General features: G+C 72.4%; 20 protein-coding genes. 11 read left to right on the forward strand and 9 right to left on the reverse strand.

All coding sequences use genetic code 11. The features are described 5' to 3' along the window. Positions 1 to 107: 107 nt before the first annotated feature. Entirely contained in the window at positions 108 to 536 is a 429-nt protein-coding gene (locus ACWDEN_RS32700) for a pyrophosphohydrolase domain-containing protein (RefSeq protein WP_351618404.1), read from the forward strand. Here the strand turns inward: ACWDEN_RS32700 and ACWDEN_RS32705 are convergent. From ACWDEN_RS32705 to ACWDEN_RS32715, 3 genes are all read right to left on the reverse strand, one after another. After that, on the reverse strand, positions 533 to 1,966 hold the full coding sequence (locus ACWDEN_RS32705) for a hypothetical protein (RefSeq protein ID WP_450861427.1): 1,434 nt from the start codon (positions 1,964 to 1,966) through the stop codon (positions 533 to 535). The two genes, ACWDEN_RS32700 and ACWDEN_RS32705, sit on opposite strands and share 4 nt — an antisense overlap. Positions 1,967 to 2,197: 231 nt before the next feature. Further along, complete coding sequence (locus tag ACWDEN_RS32710) at positions 2,198 to 2,641, reverse strand: MarR family winged helix-turn-helix transcriptional regulator (RefSeq protein WP_351622564.1); 444 nt, start codon at positions 2,639 to 2,641, stop codon at positions 2,198 to 2,200. A 40-nt stretch (positions 2,642 to 2,681) separates the two neighbouring features. Beyond that, positions 2,682 to 3,041, reverse strand: a complete 360-nt coding sequence (locus tag ACWDEN_RS32715; protein WP_450861429.1) for a DUF6204 family protein — start codon at positions 3,039 to 3,041, stop codon at positions 2,682 to 2,684. A gap of 116 nt (positions 3,042 to 3,157) precedes the next feature. Here ACWDEN_RS32715 and ACWDEN_RS32720 point away from each other — a divergent pair, with 116 nt between their 5' ends. Together ACWDEN_RS32720 and ACWDEN_RS32725 are read left to right on the forward strand one after the other, a co-directional pair. Beyond that, positions 3,158 to 4,489 (forward strand): cytochrome P450, encoded by a 1,332-nt coding sequence (locus ACWDEN_RS32720; RefSeq protein WP_450861431.1) that lies wholly within the window; start codon positions 3,158 to 3,160, stop codon positions 4,487 to 4,489. Between the two features lie 155 nt (positions 4,490 to 4,644). After that, complete coding sequence (locus ACWDEN_RS32725; protein WP_450861433.1) at positions 4,645 to 5,394, forward strand: PP2C family protein-serine/threonine phosphatase; 750 nt, start codon at positions 4,645 to 4,647, stop codon at positions 5,392 to 5,394. Positions 5,395 to 5,443: 49 nt separating this feature from the next. Here the strand turns inward: ACWDEN_RS32725 and ACWDEN_RS32730 are convergent, their stop codons facing one another. After that, the gene (locus ACWDEN_RS32730) at positions 5,444 to 6,118 is read right to left on the reverse strand and encodes a protein-L-isoaspartate O-methyltransferase family protein (RefSeq protein ID WP_450861435.1); all 675 of its coding nucleotides are present in this window, start codon (positions 6,116 to 6,118) and stop codon (positions 5,444 to 5,446) included. Positions 6,119 to 6,152: 34 nt separating this feature from the next. Between ACWDEN_RS32730 and ACWDEN_RS32735 the strand changes: the two genes are divergently transcribed. Next, positions 6,153 to 6,431, forward strand: a complete 279-nt coding sequence (locus tag ACWDEN_RS32735; protein WP_351622579.1) for a hypothetical protein — start codon at positions 6,153 to 6,155, stop codon at positions 6,429 to 6,431. Positions 6,432 to 6,436: 5 nt separating this feature from the next. Here ACWDEN_RS32735 and ACWDEN_RS32740 read toward each other — a convergent pair whose 3' ends face one another. The 3 genes from ACWDEN_RS32740 to ACWDEN_RS32750 all read right to left on the reverse strand — a co-directional run bounded on the left by ACWDEN_RS32740 (position 6,437) and on the right by ACWDEN_RS32750 (position 8,839). Continuing rightward, entirely contained in the window at positions 6,437 to 6,865 is a 429-nt protein-coding gene (locus ACWDEN_RS32740) for an SRPBCC family protein (RefSeq protein ID WP_351622582.1), read from the reverse strand. Positions 6,866 to 6,956: 91 nt separating this feature from the next. Next, a complete protein-coding gene (locus ACWDEN_RS32745; RefSeq protein ID WP_450861437.1) occupies positions 6,957 to 7,922 on the reverse strand; it encodes an NAD(P)H-quinone oxidoreductase in 966 nt (321 codons plus the stop codon). Positions 7,923 to 8,143: 221 nt separating this feature from the next. Then, positions 8,144 to 8,839: a type 1 glutamine amidotransferase domain-containing protein gene (locus tag ACWDEN_RS32750; protein ID WP_351622587.1), complete on the reverse strand. Its 696-nt coding sequence runs from the start codon at positions 8,837 to 8,839 to the stop codon at positions 8,144 to 8,146. A 194-nt stretch (positions 8,840 to 9,033) separates the two neighbouring features. On the opposite strand from ACWDEN_RS32750, the gene ACWDEN_RS32755 reads away from it, so the two are divergent. From ACWDEN_RS32755 to ACWDEN_RS32765, 3 genes are all read left to right on the forward strand, one after another. Continuing rightward, positions 9,034 to 9,942 (forward strand): LysR family transcriptional regulator, encoded by a 909-nt coding sequence (locus tag ACWDEN_RS32755; protein ID WP_450861439.1) that lies wholly within the window; start codon positions 9,034 to 9,036, stop codon positions 9,940 to 9,942. A 157-nt stretch (positions 9,943 to 10,099) separates the two neighbouring features. Next, positions 10,100 to 11,629, forward strand: a complete 1,530-nt coding sequence (gene miaB / locus ACWDEN_RS32760) for a tRNA (N6-isopentenyl adenosine(37)-C2)-methylthiotransferase MiaB (RefSeq protein WP_450861441.1) — start codon at positions 10,100 to 10,102, stop codon at positions 11,627 to 11,629. A gap of 93 nt (positions 11,630 to 11,722) precedes the next feature. Beyond that, complete coding sequence (locus tag ACWDEN_RS32765) at positions 11,723 to 12,436, forward strand: class III extradiol dioxygenase subunit B-like domain-containing protein (RefSeq protein WP_351612493.1); 714 nt, start codon at positions 11,723 to 11,725, stop codon at positions 12,434 to 12,436. A gap of 114 nt (positions 12,437 to 12,550) precedes the next feature. Here the strand turns inward: ACWDEN_RS32765 and ACWDEN_RS32770 are convergent, their stop codons facing one another. Further along, complete coding sequence (locus ACWDEN_RS32770; protein ID WP_351612491.1) at positions 12,551 to 12,835, reverse strand: antitoxin; 285 nt, start codon at positions 12,833 to 12,835, stop codon at positions 12,551 to 12,553. Between the two features lie 24 nt (positions 12,836 to 12,859). Beyond that, positions 12,860 to 13,159: a hypothetical protein gene (locus tag ACWDEN_RS32775; RefSeq protein WP_450861443.1), complete on the reverse strand. Its 300-nt coding sequence runs from the start codon at positions 13,157 to 13,159 to the stop codon at positions 12,860 to 12,862. Positions 13,160 to 13,341: 182 nt separating this feature from the next. Between ACWDEN_RS32775 and miaA the strand changes: the two genes are divergently transcribed. The 4 genes from miaA to ACWDEN_RS32795 all read left to right on the forward strand — a co-directional run bounded on the left by miaA (position 13,342) and on the right by ACWDEN_RS32795 (position 18,464). Continuing rightward, entirely contained in the window at positions 13,342 to 14,280 is a 939-nt protein-coding gene (gene miaA, locus ACWDEN_RS32780; RefSeq protein WP_351612485.1) for a tRNA (adenosine(37)-N6)-dimethylallyltransferase MiaA, read from the forward strand. A 107-nt stretch (positions 14,281 to 14,387) separates the two neighbouring features. Next, on the forward strand, positions 14,388 to 15,020 hold the full coding sequence (locus ACWDEN_RS32785; RefSeq protein ID WP_450861489.1) for a hypothetical protein: 633 nt from the start codon (positions 14,388 to 14,390) through the stop codon (positions 15,018 to 15,020). A 46-nt stretch (positions 15,021 to 15,066) separates the two neighbouring features. Next, positions 15,067 to 15,942, forward strand: coding sequence for a diaminopimelate epimerase (gene dapF, locus ACWDEN_RS32790; protein ID WP_351612482.1), 876 nt, complete (start codon positions 15,067 to 15,069; stop codon positions 15,940 to 15,942). A 281-nt stretch (positions 15,943 to 16,223) separates the two neighbouring features. After that, entirely contained in the window at positions 16,224 to 18,464 is a 2,241-nt protein-coding gene (locus ACWDEN_RS32795) for a RelA/SpoT family protein (RefSeq protein ID WP_351612480.1), read from the forward strand. Positions 18,465 to 18,478: the final 14 nt, after the last annotated feature.

Genomic DNA, 18,478 nt, shown 5'->3' on the forward strand with positions numbered 1-18,478 from the left:
GTGCGACGCTGACCAGGGCCGGGGTCACTCCGGGGTCACTCGGGGGTCACTCCGGGCTCCGGAGGCGGACGGAGGGCTGTGTCAGTGGTGGCCGTTAGAGTCGTCGCATGAGCACTTCTCCCGCCGACCTCGTCCGAGAGTTCCACCGCGCCTTCGGCCTCGACGCCCGCACCACGCCGGCGGAGGTGGACCCCGAACTGGCCGCGCACCGTGGGGAACTGCTCGCCGAGGAGGCCGCGGAGGTCGCCGAGGTCGCGGTCGCCGGCCCGCTGGACAAGCTCGCGCACGAACTGGCGGACGTGGTCTATGTGGCGTACGGCACGGCGCTGGTGCACGGCATCGACCTCGACCAGGTGATCGCCGAGATCCACCGGGCCAACATGAGCAAGCTCGGCCCGGACGGACAGGTCGCCCGCCGGGCCGACGGCAAGGTCCTCAAGGGGGAGCACTACCGGGCGCCGGACGTGTCGGCCGTACTGCGCCGCCAGGGCTGGATACCGGCGGCGCAGGACAGTTCTGCGCAGGCGAGCGCCTAGAAGGTGCCGCCCGCCAGCTTCCACTCGCGGTTCAGGCTGCCCAGCGGAATGCTCCGCTGGATGACCGGTGTGCCGAAGACGGAGAGCTGGAGCCGCAGGGTCCCGGACAGGTCGACCCCGCCGTACACGCCCCAGGCGCCCGCGGCCTTCGCCGCGCCGCCGTCGGAGGAGGCCGTGACCGTGCCGGAGGCCTCGCCGCGCAGATACGGAGCCAGGTCGGCGGTGACACCGACGGCGCCGTAGAGGCCGACGGAGGCCTCGGCCCCGAGCGCCGTCTTCACGGTCCCGGCGGTGGTGACGGAGGCACGTACGGGCGTGCTCGTCATGTCCGAGGAGCTGACCGGCGTCCAGCCCCGGGCCGGGCCGAAGGTGCCGCCCGCCTTGAAGTCGCCCCTGAGGTTCTGCTGGACGTCGACGGTGACCCGCCCGTCGCCGCTGATCTGGACGTAGGCGGTCAGGTCGAGGTTGACGACCACGGGGACCGGGCCGACCTCGAGGACGGGGTCGGCGTGCAGCTTGGCGAACGGGATCCGCAGCGGGGTACCGGTGGCCGCGGCTGCCCGGCCCTCGACCGCCCAGCCGGAGGTCCAGTCGCCGGACACGCCGAGGTAGGCGGAGCCGGGCGGGGCATCGGTACCGGCGCCGCCGTAGGCGAAGTCGACCTGGGGGGCGACCTGGACGAAGCCGTTCACCGAGGCGGCGGCGGAGACCGGGGCGTTCGGGGCCGTCGGGATGCCGGCGCTCACGTCGAGCCGGAGACTGCCGAGCGGCAGCGTGGCACCCTTGGGGCCGGCGTGCACGTGACCGGTCTTCGCCCAGGACACCTTCACACCGGGCAGCAGTTTGTCGACGGTGAAGGACGACGGGTCGACCGGTACGGCGCCCTTCGCCGTCTCGTCGCCGAGCAGCGCGTTGAGGGTGGCCGGTTCCGTCTGCACCTCGGTGCCACCGCCGGTCTTGCCGATCACCTTGGTGACCTTGGCGAGCAGCCCGTCCGGCGCGCCGGGCGCGGGCGCGCTGGCGATGACATCGCCGACAGCGGCCTTGTACGGGGCTCCGGAGGGGGTGGGGGAGGCCGCCGGGGAGGCGGGCGATGAACTCCCGTGCCGGACGGGCTTGTCGGTGAGGACGGCGCGCCGGGTGTGGCTGTCGTACGAGCCGATGGCGAGCGCCGTCCTGCGGGCACGCTGCCCGGAGCCGGCCGGCCCCGCCGCGGCGGTCGCGGCGGTCGTGCCGGTCGCGGTGGTGGCGGGCGCGGCGGCGACGGCGAGTGAGCCGTCCGTGCCGTCGGCGGGCCGGTCGGCGGCGACCTGCCGGCCGTGCCCGGCGGTCGCCGACGGTCCGGCGTGCGAGCCGGGTGAGGAACAGGCCGCGGAGAGGAAGAGGGTGGTCACGGCGAAGGCGGGCAGCAGGGCACGTCTGTGCCGCATGCGTCTGCGCATGGTCGGTCCTGTGTGGAGTGGGGGGTGGCAGAGAGGTACCGGACGAGCGGGCTACTTGGCGGTAGAACCGGCCGGTAACTCATGAACGAGCCATGAGCATGCCATGCCTTTGTGCGGGGACCCCTCACAATCCGGCCACATCTCAAGGTGACCTGCACCACGGCGAGTTCGCGTCACGCCGGGACCGGAAACCGGCGATGCGGGGGGTGTCTCTCCGGCTCAGGGGACGGCCAGGCCGGTGCCGCCGAGGCGGGTCAGCAGGGACGACAGCCGTGTGATGTCCTCGGCGTTCAGCGTGGGTGCGGCGAAGGCCTCGGTGGCGGTCTCCTCGGCCGTCGCCAGCATCTCCTTCAGTCGCCGTCGGCCCGTCCCGGTCAGCGACGCGTAGGCCACGCGCGCGTCCCGGGCATCGGCCTCGCGGGTCACCAGCCCGATCCGCTCCAGTGGCGCGAGCCCGCGCGTGACCCCGGAGGCGGTCAGGCCCAGTGCTTCGGCGAGGTCGACCCGCCGCATGCGGTGGCCGGGAGCCTGGCTCAGTCGCAGCAGCAGGGTGAAGTCGGCGAGGCTCACGCCGTGCAGCGCGCTCAGCCGGGAGTCGAAGCGCCGCACGAGCGCTGCCTGGGCTCGCACCAGTCGCAGGGCCGCGTCCAGGGCGTCACTCATGGCCGCTCGCCTTCATTGCTCCCTCCTTGAGTACTCAAGTTCATGCGCCACTCGAACGCGCCGCCCGTCGCTGCCGCTTGCCCATCGGCGCCTGGGAGAGGTCCTCGGCGGTGGAGCGGAGGTTCTTGAAGCCGTAGCCGCGCTCGGCCAGCCAGGCCTTCGCCGCGTCCTCGGCCCGCTCGGTCGCCTCCAGGATGTCCTCTTCCTCGTCCCCGGTGTCGGAGAAACGGAAGACGAAGGCCGGCCGGGCGGCGATGTCGTAGGTGAGGTTGCCCTCGGGGGTGAACGCGGCGCGCAGTACGTCGTGTTCGGCGGCGTCGGCCAGCAGCTCGGCCCGCTGCGCGTCGGTGAGACCGTCGAAGGCGCCGCGTACGGTGATCCGGAAGGTGCGAGTGCTCATTCCGCGACCTTAGGCGTGACGGGCTCCCGGTCTCCACCGGGTTTTCCGAAGGCGCCAGGGCTCCTTCCCCTCTCTCGCGTGCGCTTCTGTCGTGCCGGGACGGGGTAGAAGAGATCATGGACATCGAAGCCGGTACCGGCTCCCTTGCGCGCGTTCCGGGAACGGGACGGCCAGTTCCCGAGGTCGAGCCCGCACTCGTCGAGGGCTGGCGTTCGGCGGGCGGCGAGCTGGTGGAGCTGCTGTCCCAGGTGCGCGAGCGCTGCGGTGGCGTCGCCGGCTTCCGGCTCGGGCCGGCCCGCACCGTTCTCGTCACCGACCCGCAGGCGGTCCAGCACGTACTCGCCCGGCACCCCGAGCGGTACGTCAAGCGCTCGCACCGCGCCCGGCTGCTGATCGGCGACGGTGTCCTCGCCGCCACCGGTGCGGCGTGGAAGCGGCAACGGCGCTTGCTGCAGTCCCAGTTCACCGGCACCGGGATGCGGCGCCATGAACAGCGGATCAACGCGGCCGCCCGGACCACAGCCGGGCGCTGGGAAGGGTACGCCCGTACCGGCCAGACCCTGGACGTCGTACGCGAGATGCGCCGCTTCGCCCTCGACGCCATCTGGCGCTCTCTCACCGGGCACGCCCTCGACGACGGGACCGAGCGCGAGCTGGCGGCCGTGGCCGCCGTGGCGGCCGCCCTTCCGACGCTGCCCGCGGATGTCACCGCCGCCCAGGACGCCGTCGCCGCCGATCTCGCCCGGATCGACGCCGTCGCGCGGCATGCCGTCGACACCGCCCGCGCCGGGGCGGCCGGCCCCGACGGGCCGGGCCTGCTGCACGTCCTGATCGACGCCGCCGACGAGCACCCCGAGTACACCGACCGGCTGATCCGCGACGAGCTGGTCACGCTGCTCTCGGCCGGGCACGAGACCACCGCCACCACCCTGACCTGGCTCTACCTGTTGCTCGACCAGTACCCCGCCGCCCGTGAACAAGCTCTGGCCGTCGGCGGCGAGGGCTCGGCGCAGCGCCGCCGGGCCGTCCAGGCCCTGGTCCACGAGACGCTTCGGCTGTACCCGGCCGCCTGGATCCTGCCCCGCCACGCTGCCGAGGACGACACCCTCGCCGGTCACACCGTAGCGGCCGGCACCGACATCCTGGTCTGCCCCTACCTCACGCACCGCGACCCCGAACTCTGGCCGGACCCCGAGCGGTTCGACCCCCGGCGCTTCACCGTCCCGGACGGACGGCCCACCCACCCGGGCGCCTACCTCCCCTTCGGGATCGGTCCCCGCGCCTGCCTCGGTGTCCAGTTCGCGCTCCGCGAATCGACCGCCCTCCTCGAACACCTGCTGCCGGTCCACACCCTCTCCTTCCACTCCAGGCCCACGAAGGCGGAGTACGGCCTCACCGTCCGTCCCGACGGACCCGTCACCGCGTCCTTGGCACCGCCGCTCACCTGACCCGAACCGGACGGCCGCCGTCCGGCCGCCGGGCGCGCAAGCGCTTCGACGCAGCTCGGCTCGTCCGCCGAGCGCCTACCCTGGAGCCGCGGGCAGCTGGCCGACGGGCAGCGAGCCGACCGGCCGTGGCCCGTCCGGGAAGGCGGTGGCGTTCCATGCGGTACGTGGCTGTGAGCGCGCTGAGTCATCCAGGGCTGCTCCGCGAGCGCAACGAGGACAGCCTCGCGGTCGGGCCGTGGACCCTGTGCGCCACGGTGACGGAGAGTCCGCAGACCCTGGTCTTCCCGATCGGCACGCCCCTTGTCGTCGCCGTCGCCGACGGGCTCGGCGGGCATCCCGGCGGCGACCTGGCCAGCTCCCTGGTCGCCCGCCGGATCGCGTCCCTCGGCCCCACCCTGGGCAGCGAGGACACCCTCCGCAACGCCCTGAACGCCTGCAACCGCGCCGTGTACGCGGCCGCCGGGGGCGAGGAGGAGACCGAGCTCGCCGCCATGGGCACCACGGTCGCCGGCATCGTCGTGCAGCCCGGCTCGCTGCTGGTGTTCAACGTGGGCGACAGCCGGGTCTACGCGGCTGCCCGCGACGGGCTGCGCCAGGTGAGCGTCGACGACAGCCCCCCGCTCGAGCCCGGGCAGCACACCACGTCCATCGTCACCCAGTGCCTGGGCGGCAGCCCTTCGTACCGCGCCGTCCACCCCCATGTGACGGCCGAGCCCCTGTCTCCCGGCGCCCGCTACCTCATCTGCACCGACGGTCTGACCGATCCGCTGCCGGCGGAGGTGCTCGACGAGGTGATGCGGGAGCACGACGACGGCCGTGCTGCCTTCGAGCTGTGGAAGGCGGCCATCGCGGCGGGCGGCCCCGACAACATCACGCTGGCGGTCGTACGCGTCGCCGACGAATAGTCGAGGCCGAGGAACACCACAAGGAACACCTCACGGCCCAAGGAGCAGCTCAGCGCCACCCCGACTCGTCCGGCGGGAAGCCGTACCGCCCCTGCAACCGGACGAAGCAGGCCGAGGTCAGAACCCGCAACCGCACCAGTCCCGATGCGGTGCGCTCGAAGCACACCACCTGCTCGTGCCCGCCCGGCCCGATCGGCTGCACCAGGCGGCCACCCGGGCGCACCTGTGCGGCCAGCGGCCCGGGCACCTCGGGGAACGCGGCCGACACGAGGACGGCGTCGTACGGAGCCCGGTCCGGTACACCGCCGCTGCCGTCGCCGACGCGCAGCTCCACGTTCCGCACGCCCTGGCGTGCGAGATTCACGCGTGCCTGGCGGGCCAGGTCCGGCCGCATCTCGATGCTGACCACGTCCGCGGCCAGCCGGGCGAGCAGAGCGGTCTGGAAGCCCAGACCCGTACCGACCTCCAGGACGTGCTCGCACCCGTCCAGACCGAGGCCCTCGATCATCATCGCGGACAGCGAGGGCTGCGTGGTGACCTGGCCCTGCCCGATGGCAACGGGTACGTCCCGGTAGGCGGCGGCCAGCTGATCGGCCGGGACGAATCCCGCCCGGGGTGTCGTCCGCACGGCCGCGAGCAGCCGCTCGTCGCCGACCCCGGCGGCCGTGAGGGCCCGCACGAGGTCGTCGGGTTCTCCGGGTACGGCGTTCACGGCCTGGTTCACCCCATCACCCGGTGGCGACGCCTACGGTGGAGACATGAGCGAGATCGTCGTCTACGAACTCGACAGGCCGGGCGCGACCGGCTCCTCCACAGGACCGGCGAGTGGCGCGCAACGGCGCGTCCGCAAGGTGCACGCGGCACCGATGGCACCGGGGTCGCACACGGCCACGGGACCGCGGACCCTCTGCGGCAAGGACACCTTCGCCATGGAGCCGGCCGGCTGGAAGCCGTCCGACCACCCGGGAGCGCCCTGGTACCCCCCGGAACACGCCTCCGTGGTCTGCCAGGACTGCGATGCCGTGATGGAGACCTGACCGGCCTATCGGCTGCCCTCGACGTACTCCTTGAAGTGCTCCAGGTCGCTGCGGACCAGCCGTTCGATCGCGTTGGTCTGGGCGAAACCCTTGGGCCCGCCGAAGGTGTCGTGGACCGTGGCCGGGTCGTACTCCAGTCGTGCCTGGATCCGGGTGTGGTTCTGGTCGATCGGCTGGACCGAGAAGGAGCCCGTCAGCTCGGGAGCGCTCGTGGTGAGCCACTCCATCACACGCTCACCGCGGTCCATCACCTCGGCCTCGACCTCGCGGGCCGGCCCAGCCGTCTCGACCTCCAGATGTGCTCGCCCCCCGGCCTCCGTACGCGCGCCCCGCACTCCTTGCACGAAACGCGGATAGTTCTCCACCCGGTGCAGGGTCTCCCAGGCCCTGTCGACCGGAACGTCGACGTCGACATGCAGCTCGAGGGTGCTCATGGCTGACCTCCCTGTGCGGCTCATGACGCATGGCCTTCTGCTTACAGTGTGCGCCCGGCAGCACGGGGGGCCATTGCGGTGACTCCTCGAGTCATGCCGCGTCGGGGTTGAGCAGGACGATTTTGCCGATGTGGCGGGCGTCCAGGAGGCGATGCGCCTCTGCGGCCTGGTCCATGGGCAGGGTCCGGTCGATGACGACCTGCACGGTTCCGTTCTCGATCAACGGCCATACGTGTTCCTGGACTTCGGCCACGATGGCTGCTTTCTGTCCGGCCCGTCGGGAGCGCAGGGTGGTGCCGTGCACGGATGCGCGCCTGGCGAGGAGTTCGACGAGGTTGAGTTCGGCCGTCAGACCGTTCTGCAGCCCGATGATGACCAGGCGCCCGTCGAGGGCCAGGGACGTGACGTTGCGCGGGAGGTAATCGCCGCCGATGACGTCGAGGATCACGTCGTAGGGGCCGTACTCGGCGAAGTCCTCGGTGCGGTAGTCGATCGCGAGGTCGGCGCCGAGTTCCCGGACCCGGGCGGCCTGCTCGGGGCCGCCGACGGTGGTGACGACGCGGGCGCCGTGGGCCTTGGCGATCTGAATGGCCGCCGTGCCGATGCCGCCGGCTCCGCCGTGCATGAGGAAGGTCTCGCCTGCCTTCAGGCCACCCGTCATGAAGACGTTGGACCACACCGTGGCGGTGGCTTCCGGCAACGCCGCCGCCTGGACCAGGCTGACGCCCTGGGGCACCGTGAGCAGCTGCCCTTCAGGAACAGCGACCTTCTGCGCGTATCCGCCTCCGGTCAGCAGCGCACACACCTCGTCGCCGGGCTGCCAACGCGTCACACCCTCGCCGACGGCACTGATCCGTCCGGAGACCTCCAGCCCCGGATAGGGCGAGGCTCCCTCCGGAACCGGGTACAGCCCCAGCCGCTGTGCCAGATCGGCCCGGTTGACGGCGCCGGCGACGACGTCGATGACCACTTCTCCTGCTGCGGGGACGGGATCTTCTGCATCGATCCACTGCAGGACGTCCGGCCCCCCGGGTTGCGTGATCGATATTGCTTTCATGACGTTCCTCCGTGCGCAGAGCTGTCGGAAGGGCGGCGCAGGGTCTCGATGATCTCGGCCGTCACCGCCTTGGTGGAGTTCGGTGGAGCAGGGGTTCTGCAGGGAGCCGTCGGACAGCGTGATGACGAGCGTCCGCAGGCGCCGTGGCAGACCGAGGAGACCAGGCCGCCGTTCTCGTCGATCTGGCGCGCGGCCTGCCTCCGTGATCGGCGATGCGTGGGTCAGGCCAGCTTCCTCAGCAGTTCCGCGGCCAGGGGCGCGGAGGAGGAGGGGTTCTGGCCGGTCAAGAGGTTGCGGTCCGCGACGACGTTCGGAACCCAGGGCTCGCCCACCTGGACCTGCACACCCACCTCGGTCAGACGATCCTGCAGCAGCCACTTCGCCTGGTCCGCAAGACCCGACTGGGCCTCCTCCGCATTGGTGAACGCGGCCACCTTGTACCCGGCGAAGGAGTTGGTGCCGTCCTGCTCGACCGCGGCGAGCAGGGCAGCCGGGGCGTGACAGACCACGCCGAGGGGCTTGCCGGACTTCAGCGCCGAGGTGAGCAGCCGGCCGGAGTCGGCGTTGACCGCCAGGTCCTCCATCGGGCCGTGGCCACCGGGGTAGAAGACGGCGGCGTAGTCGTCGAGGTCGACGTCCTCCAGCCTGAGGGGATGCTGGATCTCGCTGATCGAGGCGAGGGCGGCCGCCGTCTTCCTCGCCCCCTCCTCGCCGCCGTTGAACTGCGGCGCCAGGCTGCCCTGGTCCAGGGGCGGCACGACGCCGCCCGGTGTGGCGACGACGATCTCGTGGCCGGCGGCCGTGAACGCCTGGTACGGGGCGACGGCCTCCTCGGCCCAGAAGCCGGTCGGGTGCTTGGTGCCGTCCGCCAGCGTCCAGTGGTCGGCGCCGGTCATCACAAAAAGGATCTTCGACATGGTGCGGTCTCCGAGAGTCCGGGGGTTCACGCTCTGCCGCTCGTGCTCGGAACGCCAGTGCTTCAGCTCTCGAAATTAAAGGTACTGAAGTATCTGGGCCAATGAAGAGACCGATACCAGGTATCGACGAACCGATGCCCCTCCCGGGCACGGACGGCACGTGGCTGCCCTTCGCACCTCGTACGCTCGACACCGTGAGCGCTCACGACCCGCAGGGATCCGGTCCGCTGGACCTGAACCTGCTGCGCACCTTCCTGGCGGTGCACCGCCTGGGCTCCTTCACCGCCGCCGCACGTCAGCTGAGCGTGTCGCAGTCCACCGTCACCACGCAGATCCGGGCACTGGAGCACCGCCTGGGCCACGAGCTGTTCGAACGCCGGGCGCAGGGCGTCTCCCCACTGCCTCATGCGGACGAACTCGCCACCCGCCTGTCGGCCCCCCTCGACCAGTTGGCCGTCATCACCGGGGAGGAACCGGGCAGCACGGTGGAGCCGGTGCATCTGGCGGGGCCCGCGGAGTTCATGAGCGCCGCCGGCCTCAAGGTGCTGGCTCCGCTGATCGCCCAGGGCGTCCGGCTGCGGGTGGCCATCGGACTGACCGAACCGCTGCTCGAAGAACTGCGGGCCGGACGCCACGACCTCCTCGTCGCCACCCGCCGCCCCCGCGGCCGGACGCTCCGCGCCGAAGTCCTCGCCGACGAGGAATTCGTCCTGGTCGCGGGCCCTGCATGGGTCGAACGACTCAAGGGCCGGGACCTGCCCAGCGCCCTGGAGAGCCTTCCGCTGATCAGCTATGCCGAGGACCTGCCCATCGCCCGCCGCTACTGGCGTCATGTCTTCGACCGCCGCCTGCACGTCGAGGCCGCGATCACCATCCCCGACCTGCGCGGTGTCCTCACCGCCCTCACCGCCGGCGCCGGCTGGAGCGTCCTGCCCAGCTACCTGTGCCGCACCGAACTCGCCTCCGGTGCCCTCCGGCTGCTCCACCAGCCGGAGGATCCCCCGATCAACGCCGCCTACCTCGTCCAACGCCCGGGCAGCTCCACCAACCCCCACGTCACGCTCGTCCGCGAGTGCCTCCTGGCCGCCGCGAAGACCTGGTGATCCACCGGCGTCGGCGAGGGGCGCGTTCGCGACGCCGGCGCCACAGCCGCCGCTTGGCCCTCCGGCCTCTGTACTGGCCTCCGGGCCGGCCGTAGGTGCCCGGGGGCGGGGCCGAACCCCGGAACCGGCATGTCCGGGCACCGCCTACCCTTGACCCATGACCAGCAGCAGCGACCGGAGCCCCGCAGTGGACGTTCAGGCACCCAAGACCTATGAAGTGCGCACCTACGGGTGCCAGATGAACGTCCACGATTCCGAGCGGTTGGCCGGCCTGCTCGAAGACGCCGGGTACGTGCGGGCCCCCGAGGGGTCGGACGGGGACGCGGACGTGGTCGTGTTCAACACCTGCGCGGTACGGGAGAACGCCGACAACCGGCTGTACGGCAACCTCGGCCGGCTCGCGCCGAAGAAGGCCTCGCGGCCCGGCATGCAGATCGCGGTCGGCGGCTGCCTCGCGCAGAAGGACCGCGACACCATCGTGAAGAAGGCGCCCTGGGTGGACGTCGTCTTCGGCACGCACAACATCGGCAAGCTGCCGGTCCTGCTGGAGCGCGCCCGCGTGCAGGAGGAGGCGCAGGTCGAGATCGCCGAGTCTCTGGAGGCCTTCCCGTCCACCCTGCCGACCCGGCGCGAGAGCGCCTACGCGGCCTGGGTGTCGATCTCCGTCGGGTGCAACAACACCTGTACCTTCTGCATCGTCCCGGCGCTGCGCGGCAAGGAGAAGGACCGCCGGCCCGGCGACATCCTCGCCGAGGTGGAGGCGCTGGTCGCCGAGGGCGTCTCCGAGATCACGCTGCTCGGCCAGAACGTCAACGCCTACGGCTCCGACATCGGCGACCGCGAGGCCTTCAGCAAGCTGCTGCGCGCCTGCGGGAACATCGAGGGCCTGGAGCGGGTCCGCTTCACCTCCCCGCACCCCCGTGACTTCACCGACGACGTCATCGCCGCCATGGCCGAGACCCCGAACGTGATGCCGCAGCTGCACATGCCGCTGCAGTCCGGCTCGGACACCGTGCTGAAGGCGATGCGCCGCTCCTACCGGCAGGAGCGCTACCTCGGGATCATCGAGAAGGTGCGGGCCGCCATCCCGCACGCCGCGATCACCACCGACATCATCGTGGGCTTCCCCGGCGAGACCGAGGAGGACTTCGAGCAGACCCTGCACGTGGTCCGTGAGGCGCGGTTCGCGCAGGCCTTCACCTTCCAGTACTCCAAGCGGCCCGGCACCCCGGCCGCGACCATGGACGACCAGATCCCCAAGGAGGTCGTCCAGGCCCGCTACGAGCGGCTGGTCGCCCTTCAGGAGGAGATCTCCTGGGAGGAGAACAAGAAGCAGGTCGGCCGCACGCTCGAGCTGATGGTCGCCGAGGGCGAGGGGCGCAAGGACGGCGCCACGCACCGCCTCTCCGGCCGCGCCCCCGACAACCGGCTGGTCCACTTCACCAAGCCGGAGCAGGAGGTCCGCCCCGGTGACGTCGTCACCGTCGAGGTGACCTACGCCGCCCCGCACCACCTCCTGGCCGAGGGCCCCGTGCTCTCCGTGCGCCGCACGCGCGCGGGCGACGCCTGGGAGAAGCGCAACGCCGCCGAGCCCGCGGGGCCGGCCGGCGTCATGCTCGGCCTGCCGAAGATCGGGGTGCCGGAGCCGCTGCCGGTCGCCACGGCAAGCGGCTGCGGCTGCGACTGACCGGGCCCGGCCCGACGGCACGTTCGCGGAGGCCGGGGCGCGCTTCGGCCGCCTCGGCACCTACCGACCGCCTGGCGGCGTACCCTGCCGATCATGCTTGTCGCCGCCGCAGTCTGTCCCTGTCCTCCGCTGCTCGTGCCCGAGCTGGCCGCGGGCGCCGCTCCCGAGATGGACGCGGCGCGCTCGGCCTGTGCCGACGCGCTCGGGGTGCTCGCCGCGGCCCGCCCGGACCTCCTGGTGGTCGTCGGGCCCGCCGAGCAGAGCGGGCGCGGATGGTTTCCGCAGGGCGCGCCGGGGTCCTTCCGCGGGTTCGGGGTCGGCGTGGAGGTGCGCCTGGGTCCCGCCGGGGACACCGTCTCCGAGCGCGAGCTGCCGCCGTCGCTGGCCGTCGGCGCCTGGCTGCTGGAGCGGACCGGCTGGGCGGATGCCCCGATCGAGGGACTCGGGGTGGGCGAACCGCTCGCGCCCGAGCGGTGTGCCGAAGCCGGCAGGGAGATCGGGGCCAAGGCCCGGCGGGTGGCGCTGCTGGTGCTGGGAGACGCCAGCGCGTGCCGCACGGTCAAGGCGCCGGGCTACCTGGACGAGCGGGCGGCACCCTTCGACGCCGAGGTCGCGCGGGCGCTGGGCGCGGCGGACGTGGCGGCCGTCCAGGCGCTGGACGCCGAGCTGGCAGCCGAACTGAAGGCCTCCGGCCGGGCCCCCTGGCAGGTCCTGGCCGGCGCCGCGGAGGGCGCGAACCTCAGCGGCGCGCTGCTGTACGAGGACGCGCCGTACGGCGTGGGGTACGTGGTGGCCACCTGGTCCTAGCACGGCGGGGACTCCGGCCCGCGCGAGCCCACGCCCGCGCAGGCGGAAACGGCGGACGGCCGGGAGCCGGTGTGCTCCGCGACCGTCCGCCGATCCGCATGCCGTCCAAGAGGCTCAGGATGCCGGTGGCGGGCCCTCCGGACGGGTGGGGGGCGTCGGATCTCCGGTGGTCCTGGCCGGGCCGGGACCCTCCTTGTGGGCGAGGCGGTCCATCGCCTCCTTGGCCTTGCCCGTGCCCGCCTGGATCCTGTCGCTGTACTTGTGCTTGGTCCGCTCGTCCACGGCCTTGGCGGCCTTGTCCAGACCGTGCTGCACCTTGTCCCCGTGCTGCCGCGCGAGGTCCGACACCTTGTCCCTGGCCGGGCCGAGCTTGGCCTTCATGTTGTCCAACAGCCCCATGGTCCACCTTCCCTCGCGGGCCAGTTACCTGCGGGCGCCCTCGCCGGTCTCGCTGTCGGCGGCCTCTTCGGCGGACTGCTGCTTGGGGATGCCGGAGCCCTCGGACGCGTCGTCCGCGGCGGCGTCGGACTCCGCCGCCACGTCCTCGCTCCCGTCCCCGGCCGTACCCTTCGCCTCCGCCGTCCCGGCCGCCTCCGCCTCCGCCTCCGCCGGCTCTGCTTCCGCCGCCTCGGCCTCCTCCGGCTCCGCGCCGGTCTGCGCCTCGGCGGCCGACGCCTCCGGAGTCGCCTTCGACCTGCCGAGGAGCCGTGCAAAAACGCCCATATCCACTCCATACGGTACTCGTGCGGGCGAATTCCCGCGTTACCCGGTGCGTACGGTTGCGCCGCCCGGGTCACCGCCTCCCGTGATCCGGATGGCGGTATCCGCCACGGGCAACGACCCGGAACCCCACCCGTCACGTAACTCGTTCGAGGCGCCCCCAGGAGGTTTGCGAGACTGGTGCGGTGAGCAGTGCACCCTCCTCCCCCCGCGTCATCGCCGTCGTCGGCCCCACCGCGGCCGGAAAGTCCGATCTCGGCGTCTTCCTGGCCCAGCAGCTCGGCGGGGAGGTCGTCAACGCGGACTCCATGCAGCTGTACCGAGGGATGGACATCGGCACCGCCAAGCTGACGCCCGAGGAGCGCGGCGGCATCCCGCACCACCTGCTGGACATCTGGGACGTGACGGTCACCGCCTCCGTCGCCGAGTACCAGAAGCTGGCCCGCGACCGGATCGACGCACTGCTCGCCGAGAGCCGCTGGCCGATCCTGGTCGGCGGCTCCGGCCTGTACGTTCGCGGGGCCGTCGACAACCTGGAGTTCCCCGGCACCGACCCCGAGGTCCGGGCCCGCCTGGAGGAGGAGCTGGCGCTGCGCGGCTCCGGCGCGCTGCACGCCCGGCTGGCCGCCGCCGACCCGGAGGCCGCCCGCGCGATCCTGCCGAGCAACGGCCGCCGTATCGTCCGGGCGCTCGAAGTGATCGAGATCACCGGCCGGCCCTTCACCGCCAATCTGCCGGGTCACGACTCCGTGTACGACACCGTCCAGATCGGCGTCGACGTGGCACGACCGGAACTGGACGACCGCATCGCACGCCGTGTCGACCGTATGTGGGAGGCGGGCCTCGTGGACGAGGTGCGCGCACTGGAGGCGGAGGGGTTGCGCGAGGGGCGCACGGCGTCGCGTGCGCTGGGTTACCAGCAGGTGCTCGCGGCGCTCGCCGGTGAGTGCACCGAAGAGGAAGCGCGGGCCGAGACCGTCCGTGCGACCAAGCGCTTCGCGCGCCGTCAGGATTCGTGGTTCAGGCGCGATCCCCGGGTGCACTGGTTGAGTGGGGCCGTGGCCGATCGCGGGGAACTTCCGCACCAGGCCCTGGCGTTGGTCGAACGACCGGTTACAGCCTGATCACGTCATGGCATCGGGATGCGCCGCCGGTCATCGAGGCCTCCGACGCCGTGCCATCATCGAGCTTCGATCGACCAAGTGGAGCCTAGTTGGGAGGGCGCGTGGCGATGGAGGCCGGCCCTCGCGACACCGCACAAAGTGCCGAACACGTCACCACCGCCGGTGACGAACCGGACCCGGCCGGCGGCCGTCCGGCCGACGACCACCTGGACGACTGCCTGGACGACTGCCTGGGTGAGGACCGGCTGACCGCGGACCACCTCACCGGCGACCGGCTCGCCGCGGACCACCTCGTCGTCGACCACCTCACCGGCGACCGGCTGACCGACGACGGCTTCGACGAGACGCCGGACGGCGTGACCGACGACGGGCCGGAGCCCGAGGAGATGTACCCGGGCGGTCCGGAGGTCGAGGTCGAGCTGCGCCCGCAGCGCCGGCTGCGCCTCTGGCAGCTCGCCCCCATCGTGGGACTGTCCGCCGTCGGCTCCCTGATGTTCGCCTTCCCGCTCGCCTTCGACTTCGGCGACAGCGGCGCCGTCATCGCCATGCTCGGCCTGCTGATCTGCTCCTGCGCCGCCGGCTGGGGCATGATGGCCGCCCGCCGCGTGGGCTACACCTGGCCGGGCCTGCCGGCCCGCGGCTCGGGCCGCCGCCCGGACTGGCGGGTCGTACTCGGATACGTACTCCTCGTGGCCGTGGTCGCGGTCCTCGCGGTCTGGCGCGTGGCAAGGCTCCGCTGAACAGCCGGCCCGCAGCGTGAGCGCTGCCGTCCCTTACGATCGAGGAATGAGCACGCGCACGCGGATCCCCTTCCTCAAGGGTCACGGCACCGAGAACGACTTCGTGATCGTCCCGGACCCGGAGAACGCCCTCGACCTGAGCCCGGCCGCCGTCGCCGCCCTGTGCGACCGCCGGGCCGGCATCGGCGGCGACGGGGTGCTGCACGTCGTGCGCTCCGCCGCGCACCCCGAGGCCACGTCGATGGCGGCCGACGCCGAGTGGTTCATGGACTACCGCAACGGCGACGGCTCGGTCGCCGAGATGTGCGGCAACGGCGTCCGTGTGTTCGCGCGCTACCTCCAGCACGCCGGACATGTGGGGGAGGGTGACCTCGCCATCGCCACGCGCGCGGGCGTGAAGACCGTCCACATCGCGAAGGACGGTGACATCACGGTCGGCATGGGCCGCGCCCGCCTGCCGGAGGGCGAGGTCACGGTGAGTGTCGGCGAGCACAGCTGGCCCGCCCGCAACGTGAACATGGGCAACCCGCACGCGGTCGCCTTCGTCGACGACCTCACGCAGGCCGGCAACCTGTACGACCCGCCGCCGTTCAGCCCGGCCGCCGCCTACCCCGACGGGGTCAACGTCGAGTTCGTCGTCGACCGAGGCCCCGGCCACGTCGCCATGCGCGTGCACGAGCGCGGCTCCGGCGAGACCCGCTCCTGCGGCACGGGCGCGTGCGCCGTCGCCGTGGCCGCCGCCCGGCGCGACGGGGCCGACCCGGCCGTCACCGGAACCCCGGCCACGTACACCGTCGACCTGCCCGGCGGCCGTCTGGTCATCACCGAGCGGCCCGACGGGGAGATCGAGATGACCGGACCCGCCGTGATCGTCGCCGAGGGCGAGATCGACGGCGAATGGCTGGAAAACGCCGTCCGCTGACCCGGCGTCACCACGAGGGGGACGCCCACGGCTCCCGGAGCAGCTGTTTCCGGTGCCCGGGGCGTTCGAAGCCCCGGACGAATCCAGGGCAGTTGGCGCAAACCCTAAACCTCCTTTTCGTCGCTCGAATGGGTGATCCGTTTCACGCTCGGCGAGAGGCGGTCGGTCGCACGTGGTGGGCTCGATAGCATCAAGCACCGGCACGGACGGGGGAACGTCGCCATCCCTGAGCCGCGTACGCCCTGGGGCCCCGTCCGCCGGTCCACGAGCCGGAGGTGCCCATGAGTGCGGAGGCCACGAACCCTGCGACCCCTGGCCCGGTAGCGCCCACGGCGTCCGCGGCGGCGACCGCCCCCGCGGTGCCCAGGTCGGACCGCAGGAAGTCCCGGGCCCGGATCGACCTGCGCAGGCTCGGCCGGGCCGCGCTGCTCGGCCCCGCCGTGCGCGGCAAACTGCCCGACGCCATCGGCCATGTCGTGGAGGCGCACCGCGCCCATCACCCCGACGCGGACCTCGATCCGCTGCGCCGCGCCTACGTCCTCGCGGAGTCCTCGCACCGCGGCCAGATGCGCAAGAGCGGTGAACCGTACATCACCCACCCGCTCGCCGTGACCCTGATTCTCGCCGAACTCGGCGCCGAGACCACGACCTTGACGGCCTCTCTGCTCCACGACACCGTCGAGGACACCGATGTGACGCTCGACCAGGTGCGGGAACAGTTCGGCGAGGAGGTGCGTTATCTGGTCGACGGCGTCACGAAACTGGAGAAGGTCGACTACGGAGCCGCCGCCGAACCGGAGACCTTCCGCAAGATGCTCGTCGCCACCGGCAGCGACGTGCGCGTGATGTCGATCAAACTCGCCGACCGCCTGCACAACATGCGCACGCTCGGCGTGATGCGCCCGGAGAAACAGGCGCGGATCGCCAAGGTCACCCGCGACGTCCTCATCCCGCTCGCCGAACGCCTCGGCGTGCAGGCCCTGAAGACCGAGATGGAGGACCTGGTCTTCGCCATCCTGCACCCCGAGGAGTACGAGCACACACGCGATCTCATCGCCCGGAACGCCGCCCGTTCCGACGACCCCCTCGCCGAGGTCGCCGACGAGACGCGCGGGGTACTGCGCGAGGCCGGCATCCAGGCCGAAGTCCTCATCCGACCCCGGCACTTCGTCTCCGTGCACCGCGTGGCCCGCAAACGCGGACGGCTGCGCGGCACCGACTTCGGCCGCCTGCTCGTGCTGGTGAGCGAGGACGCCGACTGTTACGGCGTCCTCGGCGAACTGCACACCTGTATGACGCCGGTCGTCTCGGAGTTCAAGGACTTCATCGCCGTACCGAAGTTCAACCTCTACCAGTCGCTGCACACCGCCGTCGCCCGCTCCGACGGCCAGGTCGTCGAAGTCCTCATCCGCACCCACCAGATGCACAAGGTCGCCGAGGCCGGCGTCGTCGCCCTCGGCAACCCCTACGCCCCCGCGTCCGACACCTCCTCCTCCGACGCCCCCGCCGACGGCGAGCGCGCCGACCCCACCCGTCCCGGCTGGCTCTCCCGGCTCCTCGACTGGCAGCAGGCCGCCCCCGACCCCGACACCTTCTGGTCCACCCTGCGCGAGGACCTGGCCCAGGACCGCGAGATCACCGTCTTCCGTCCCGACGGCGGCACGCTCGGCCTGCCCGAGGGCGCCAGCTGCGTGGACGCCGCGTACGCCCAGTACGGCGAGGACGCGCACGCCTGCATCGGCGCCCGCGTCAACGGCCGCCTGGCCACCCTCAGCACCGTCCTGAAGGACGGCGACACCGTCCAGCTCCTCATGGGCCAGGACCCGGCCTCCGAGCCCTCCCGCGAATGGCTGGAGCACGCCCACACCCCGGCCGCCCGTATCGCCATCCAGCGCTGGCTGGCGACGCATCCCGGCGGCGGCACCGGCACGGAGGACATGACCGGCGGCCGCGCCGAAACCGCGGAGGGCGCCGTCCCCGCGCGGCGCCCCGACGCGGCCCCGGGCACGGCCGCGTCCCGCCCGGCGGACGCGGCACCCGCCGAGAGCGGTTCCGCGGCCCGTTCTCGCGGCGCCGACGTCCTCACGGACCGGCCGGGGGCCTCCGTACGGCTCGCCCGGTGCTGTACGCCCGTGCCGCCCGACGAGATCACCGGCTTCGCGGTACGCGGGGGAGTGGTGACGGTGCACCGGGTGGAATGCGCCGCGGTGGCGCACATGAAGAGCAGAGGCCGCGCCGAGATCGGCGTGCGCTGGGGGGACACCACCGAGTGCCGGGTCACACTGGTCGCTGAATCGTTCGGCCGCCCTCATCTGCTCGCCGACCTCACCGAGGCGATCTCCTCGGCGGGCGTCGACATCGTCTCGGCGACCGTGGAACCGCCCAGCCAGCAGCGGGTACGGCACACATACACCCTGCTGCTCCCCGACGCGGCCGGCCTCCCCGCCCTGATGCGCGCCATGCGGGACGTCCCGGGCGTGTACGACGTGGCCCGCGCCCAGCACCAGGCCCCGGGCTCCTGAGGGGCGCGGGGAGC

The organism is Streptomyces sp. NPDC001153 (assembly GCF_053598315.1).

Bases quoted from the DNA above. Each gene is read 5' to 3' on its own strand.
- ACWDEN_RS32700 (WP_351618404.1), top strand. From the start codon at position 108: ATGAGCACTTCTCCCGCCGACCTCGTCCGAGAGTTCCACCGCGCCTTC.
- ACWDEN_RS32705 (WP_450861427.1), bottom strand. From the start codon at position 1,966: ATGCGGCACAGACGTGCCCTGCTGCCCGCCTTCGCCGTGACCACCCTC.
- ACWDEN_RS32710 (WP_351622564.1), bottom strand. From the start codon at position 2,641: ATGAGTGACGCCCTGGACGCGGCCCTGCGACTGGTGCGAGCCCAGGCA.
- ACWDEN_RS32715 (WP_450861429.1), bottom strand. From the start codon at position 3,041: ATGAGCACTCGCACCTTCCGGATCACCGTACGCGGCGCCTTCGACGGT.
- ACWDEN_RS32720 (WP_450861431.1), top strand. From the start codon at position 3,158: ATGGACATCGAAGCCGGTACCGGCTCCCTTGCGCGCGTTCCGGGAACG.
- ACWDEN_RS32725 (WP_450861433.1), top strand. From the start codon at position 4,645: ATGCGGTACGTGGCTGTGAGCGCGCTGAGTCATCCAGGGCTGCTCCGC.
- ACWDEN_RS32735 (WP_351622579.1), top strand. From the start codon at position 6,153: ATGAGCGAGATCGTCGTCTACGAACTCGACAGGCCGGGCGCGACCGGC.
- ACWDEN_RS32740 (WP_351622582.1), bottom strand. From the start codon at position 6,865: ATGAGCACCCTCGAGCTGCATGTCGACGTCGACGTTCCGGTCGACAGG.
- ACWDEN_RS32745 (WP_450861437.1), bottom strand. From the start codon at position 7,922: ATGAAAGCAATATCGATCACGCAACCCGGGGGGCCGGACGTCCTGCAG.
- ACWDEN_RS32750 (WP_351622587.1), bottom strand. From the start codon at position 8,839: ATGTCGAAGATCCTTTTTGTGATGACCGGCGCCGACCACTGGACGCTG.
- miaB (WP_450861441.1), top strand. From the start codon at position 10,100: ATGACCAGCAGCAGCGACCGGAGCCCCGCAGTGGACGTTCAGGCACCC.
- ACWDEN_RS32765 (WP_351612493.1), top strand. From the start codon at position 11,723: ATGCTTGTCGCCGCCGCAGTCTGTCCCTGTCCTCCGCTGCTCGTGCCC.
- ACWDEN_RS32770 (WP_351612491.1), bottom strand. From the start codon at position 12,835: ATGGGGCTGTTGGACAACATGAAGGCCAAGCTCGGCCCGGCCAGGGAC.
- ACWDEN_RS32775 (WP_450861443.1), bottom strand. From the start codon at position 13,159: ATGGGCGTTTTTGCACGGCTCCTCGGCAGGTCGAAGGCGACTCCGGAG.
- ACWDEN_RS32785 (WP_450861489.1), top strand. From the start codon at position 14,388: ATGGAGGCCGGCCCTCGCGACACCGCACAAAGTGCCGAACACGTCACC.
- dapF (WP_351612482.1), top strand. From the start codon at position 15,067: ATGAGCACGCGCACGCGGATCCCCTTCCTCAAGGGTCACGGCACCGAG.
- ACWDEN_RS32795 (WP_351612480.1), top strand. From the start codon at position 16,224: ATGAGTGCGGAGGCCACGAACCCTGCGACCCCTGGCCCGGTAGCGCCC.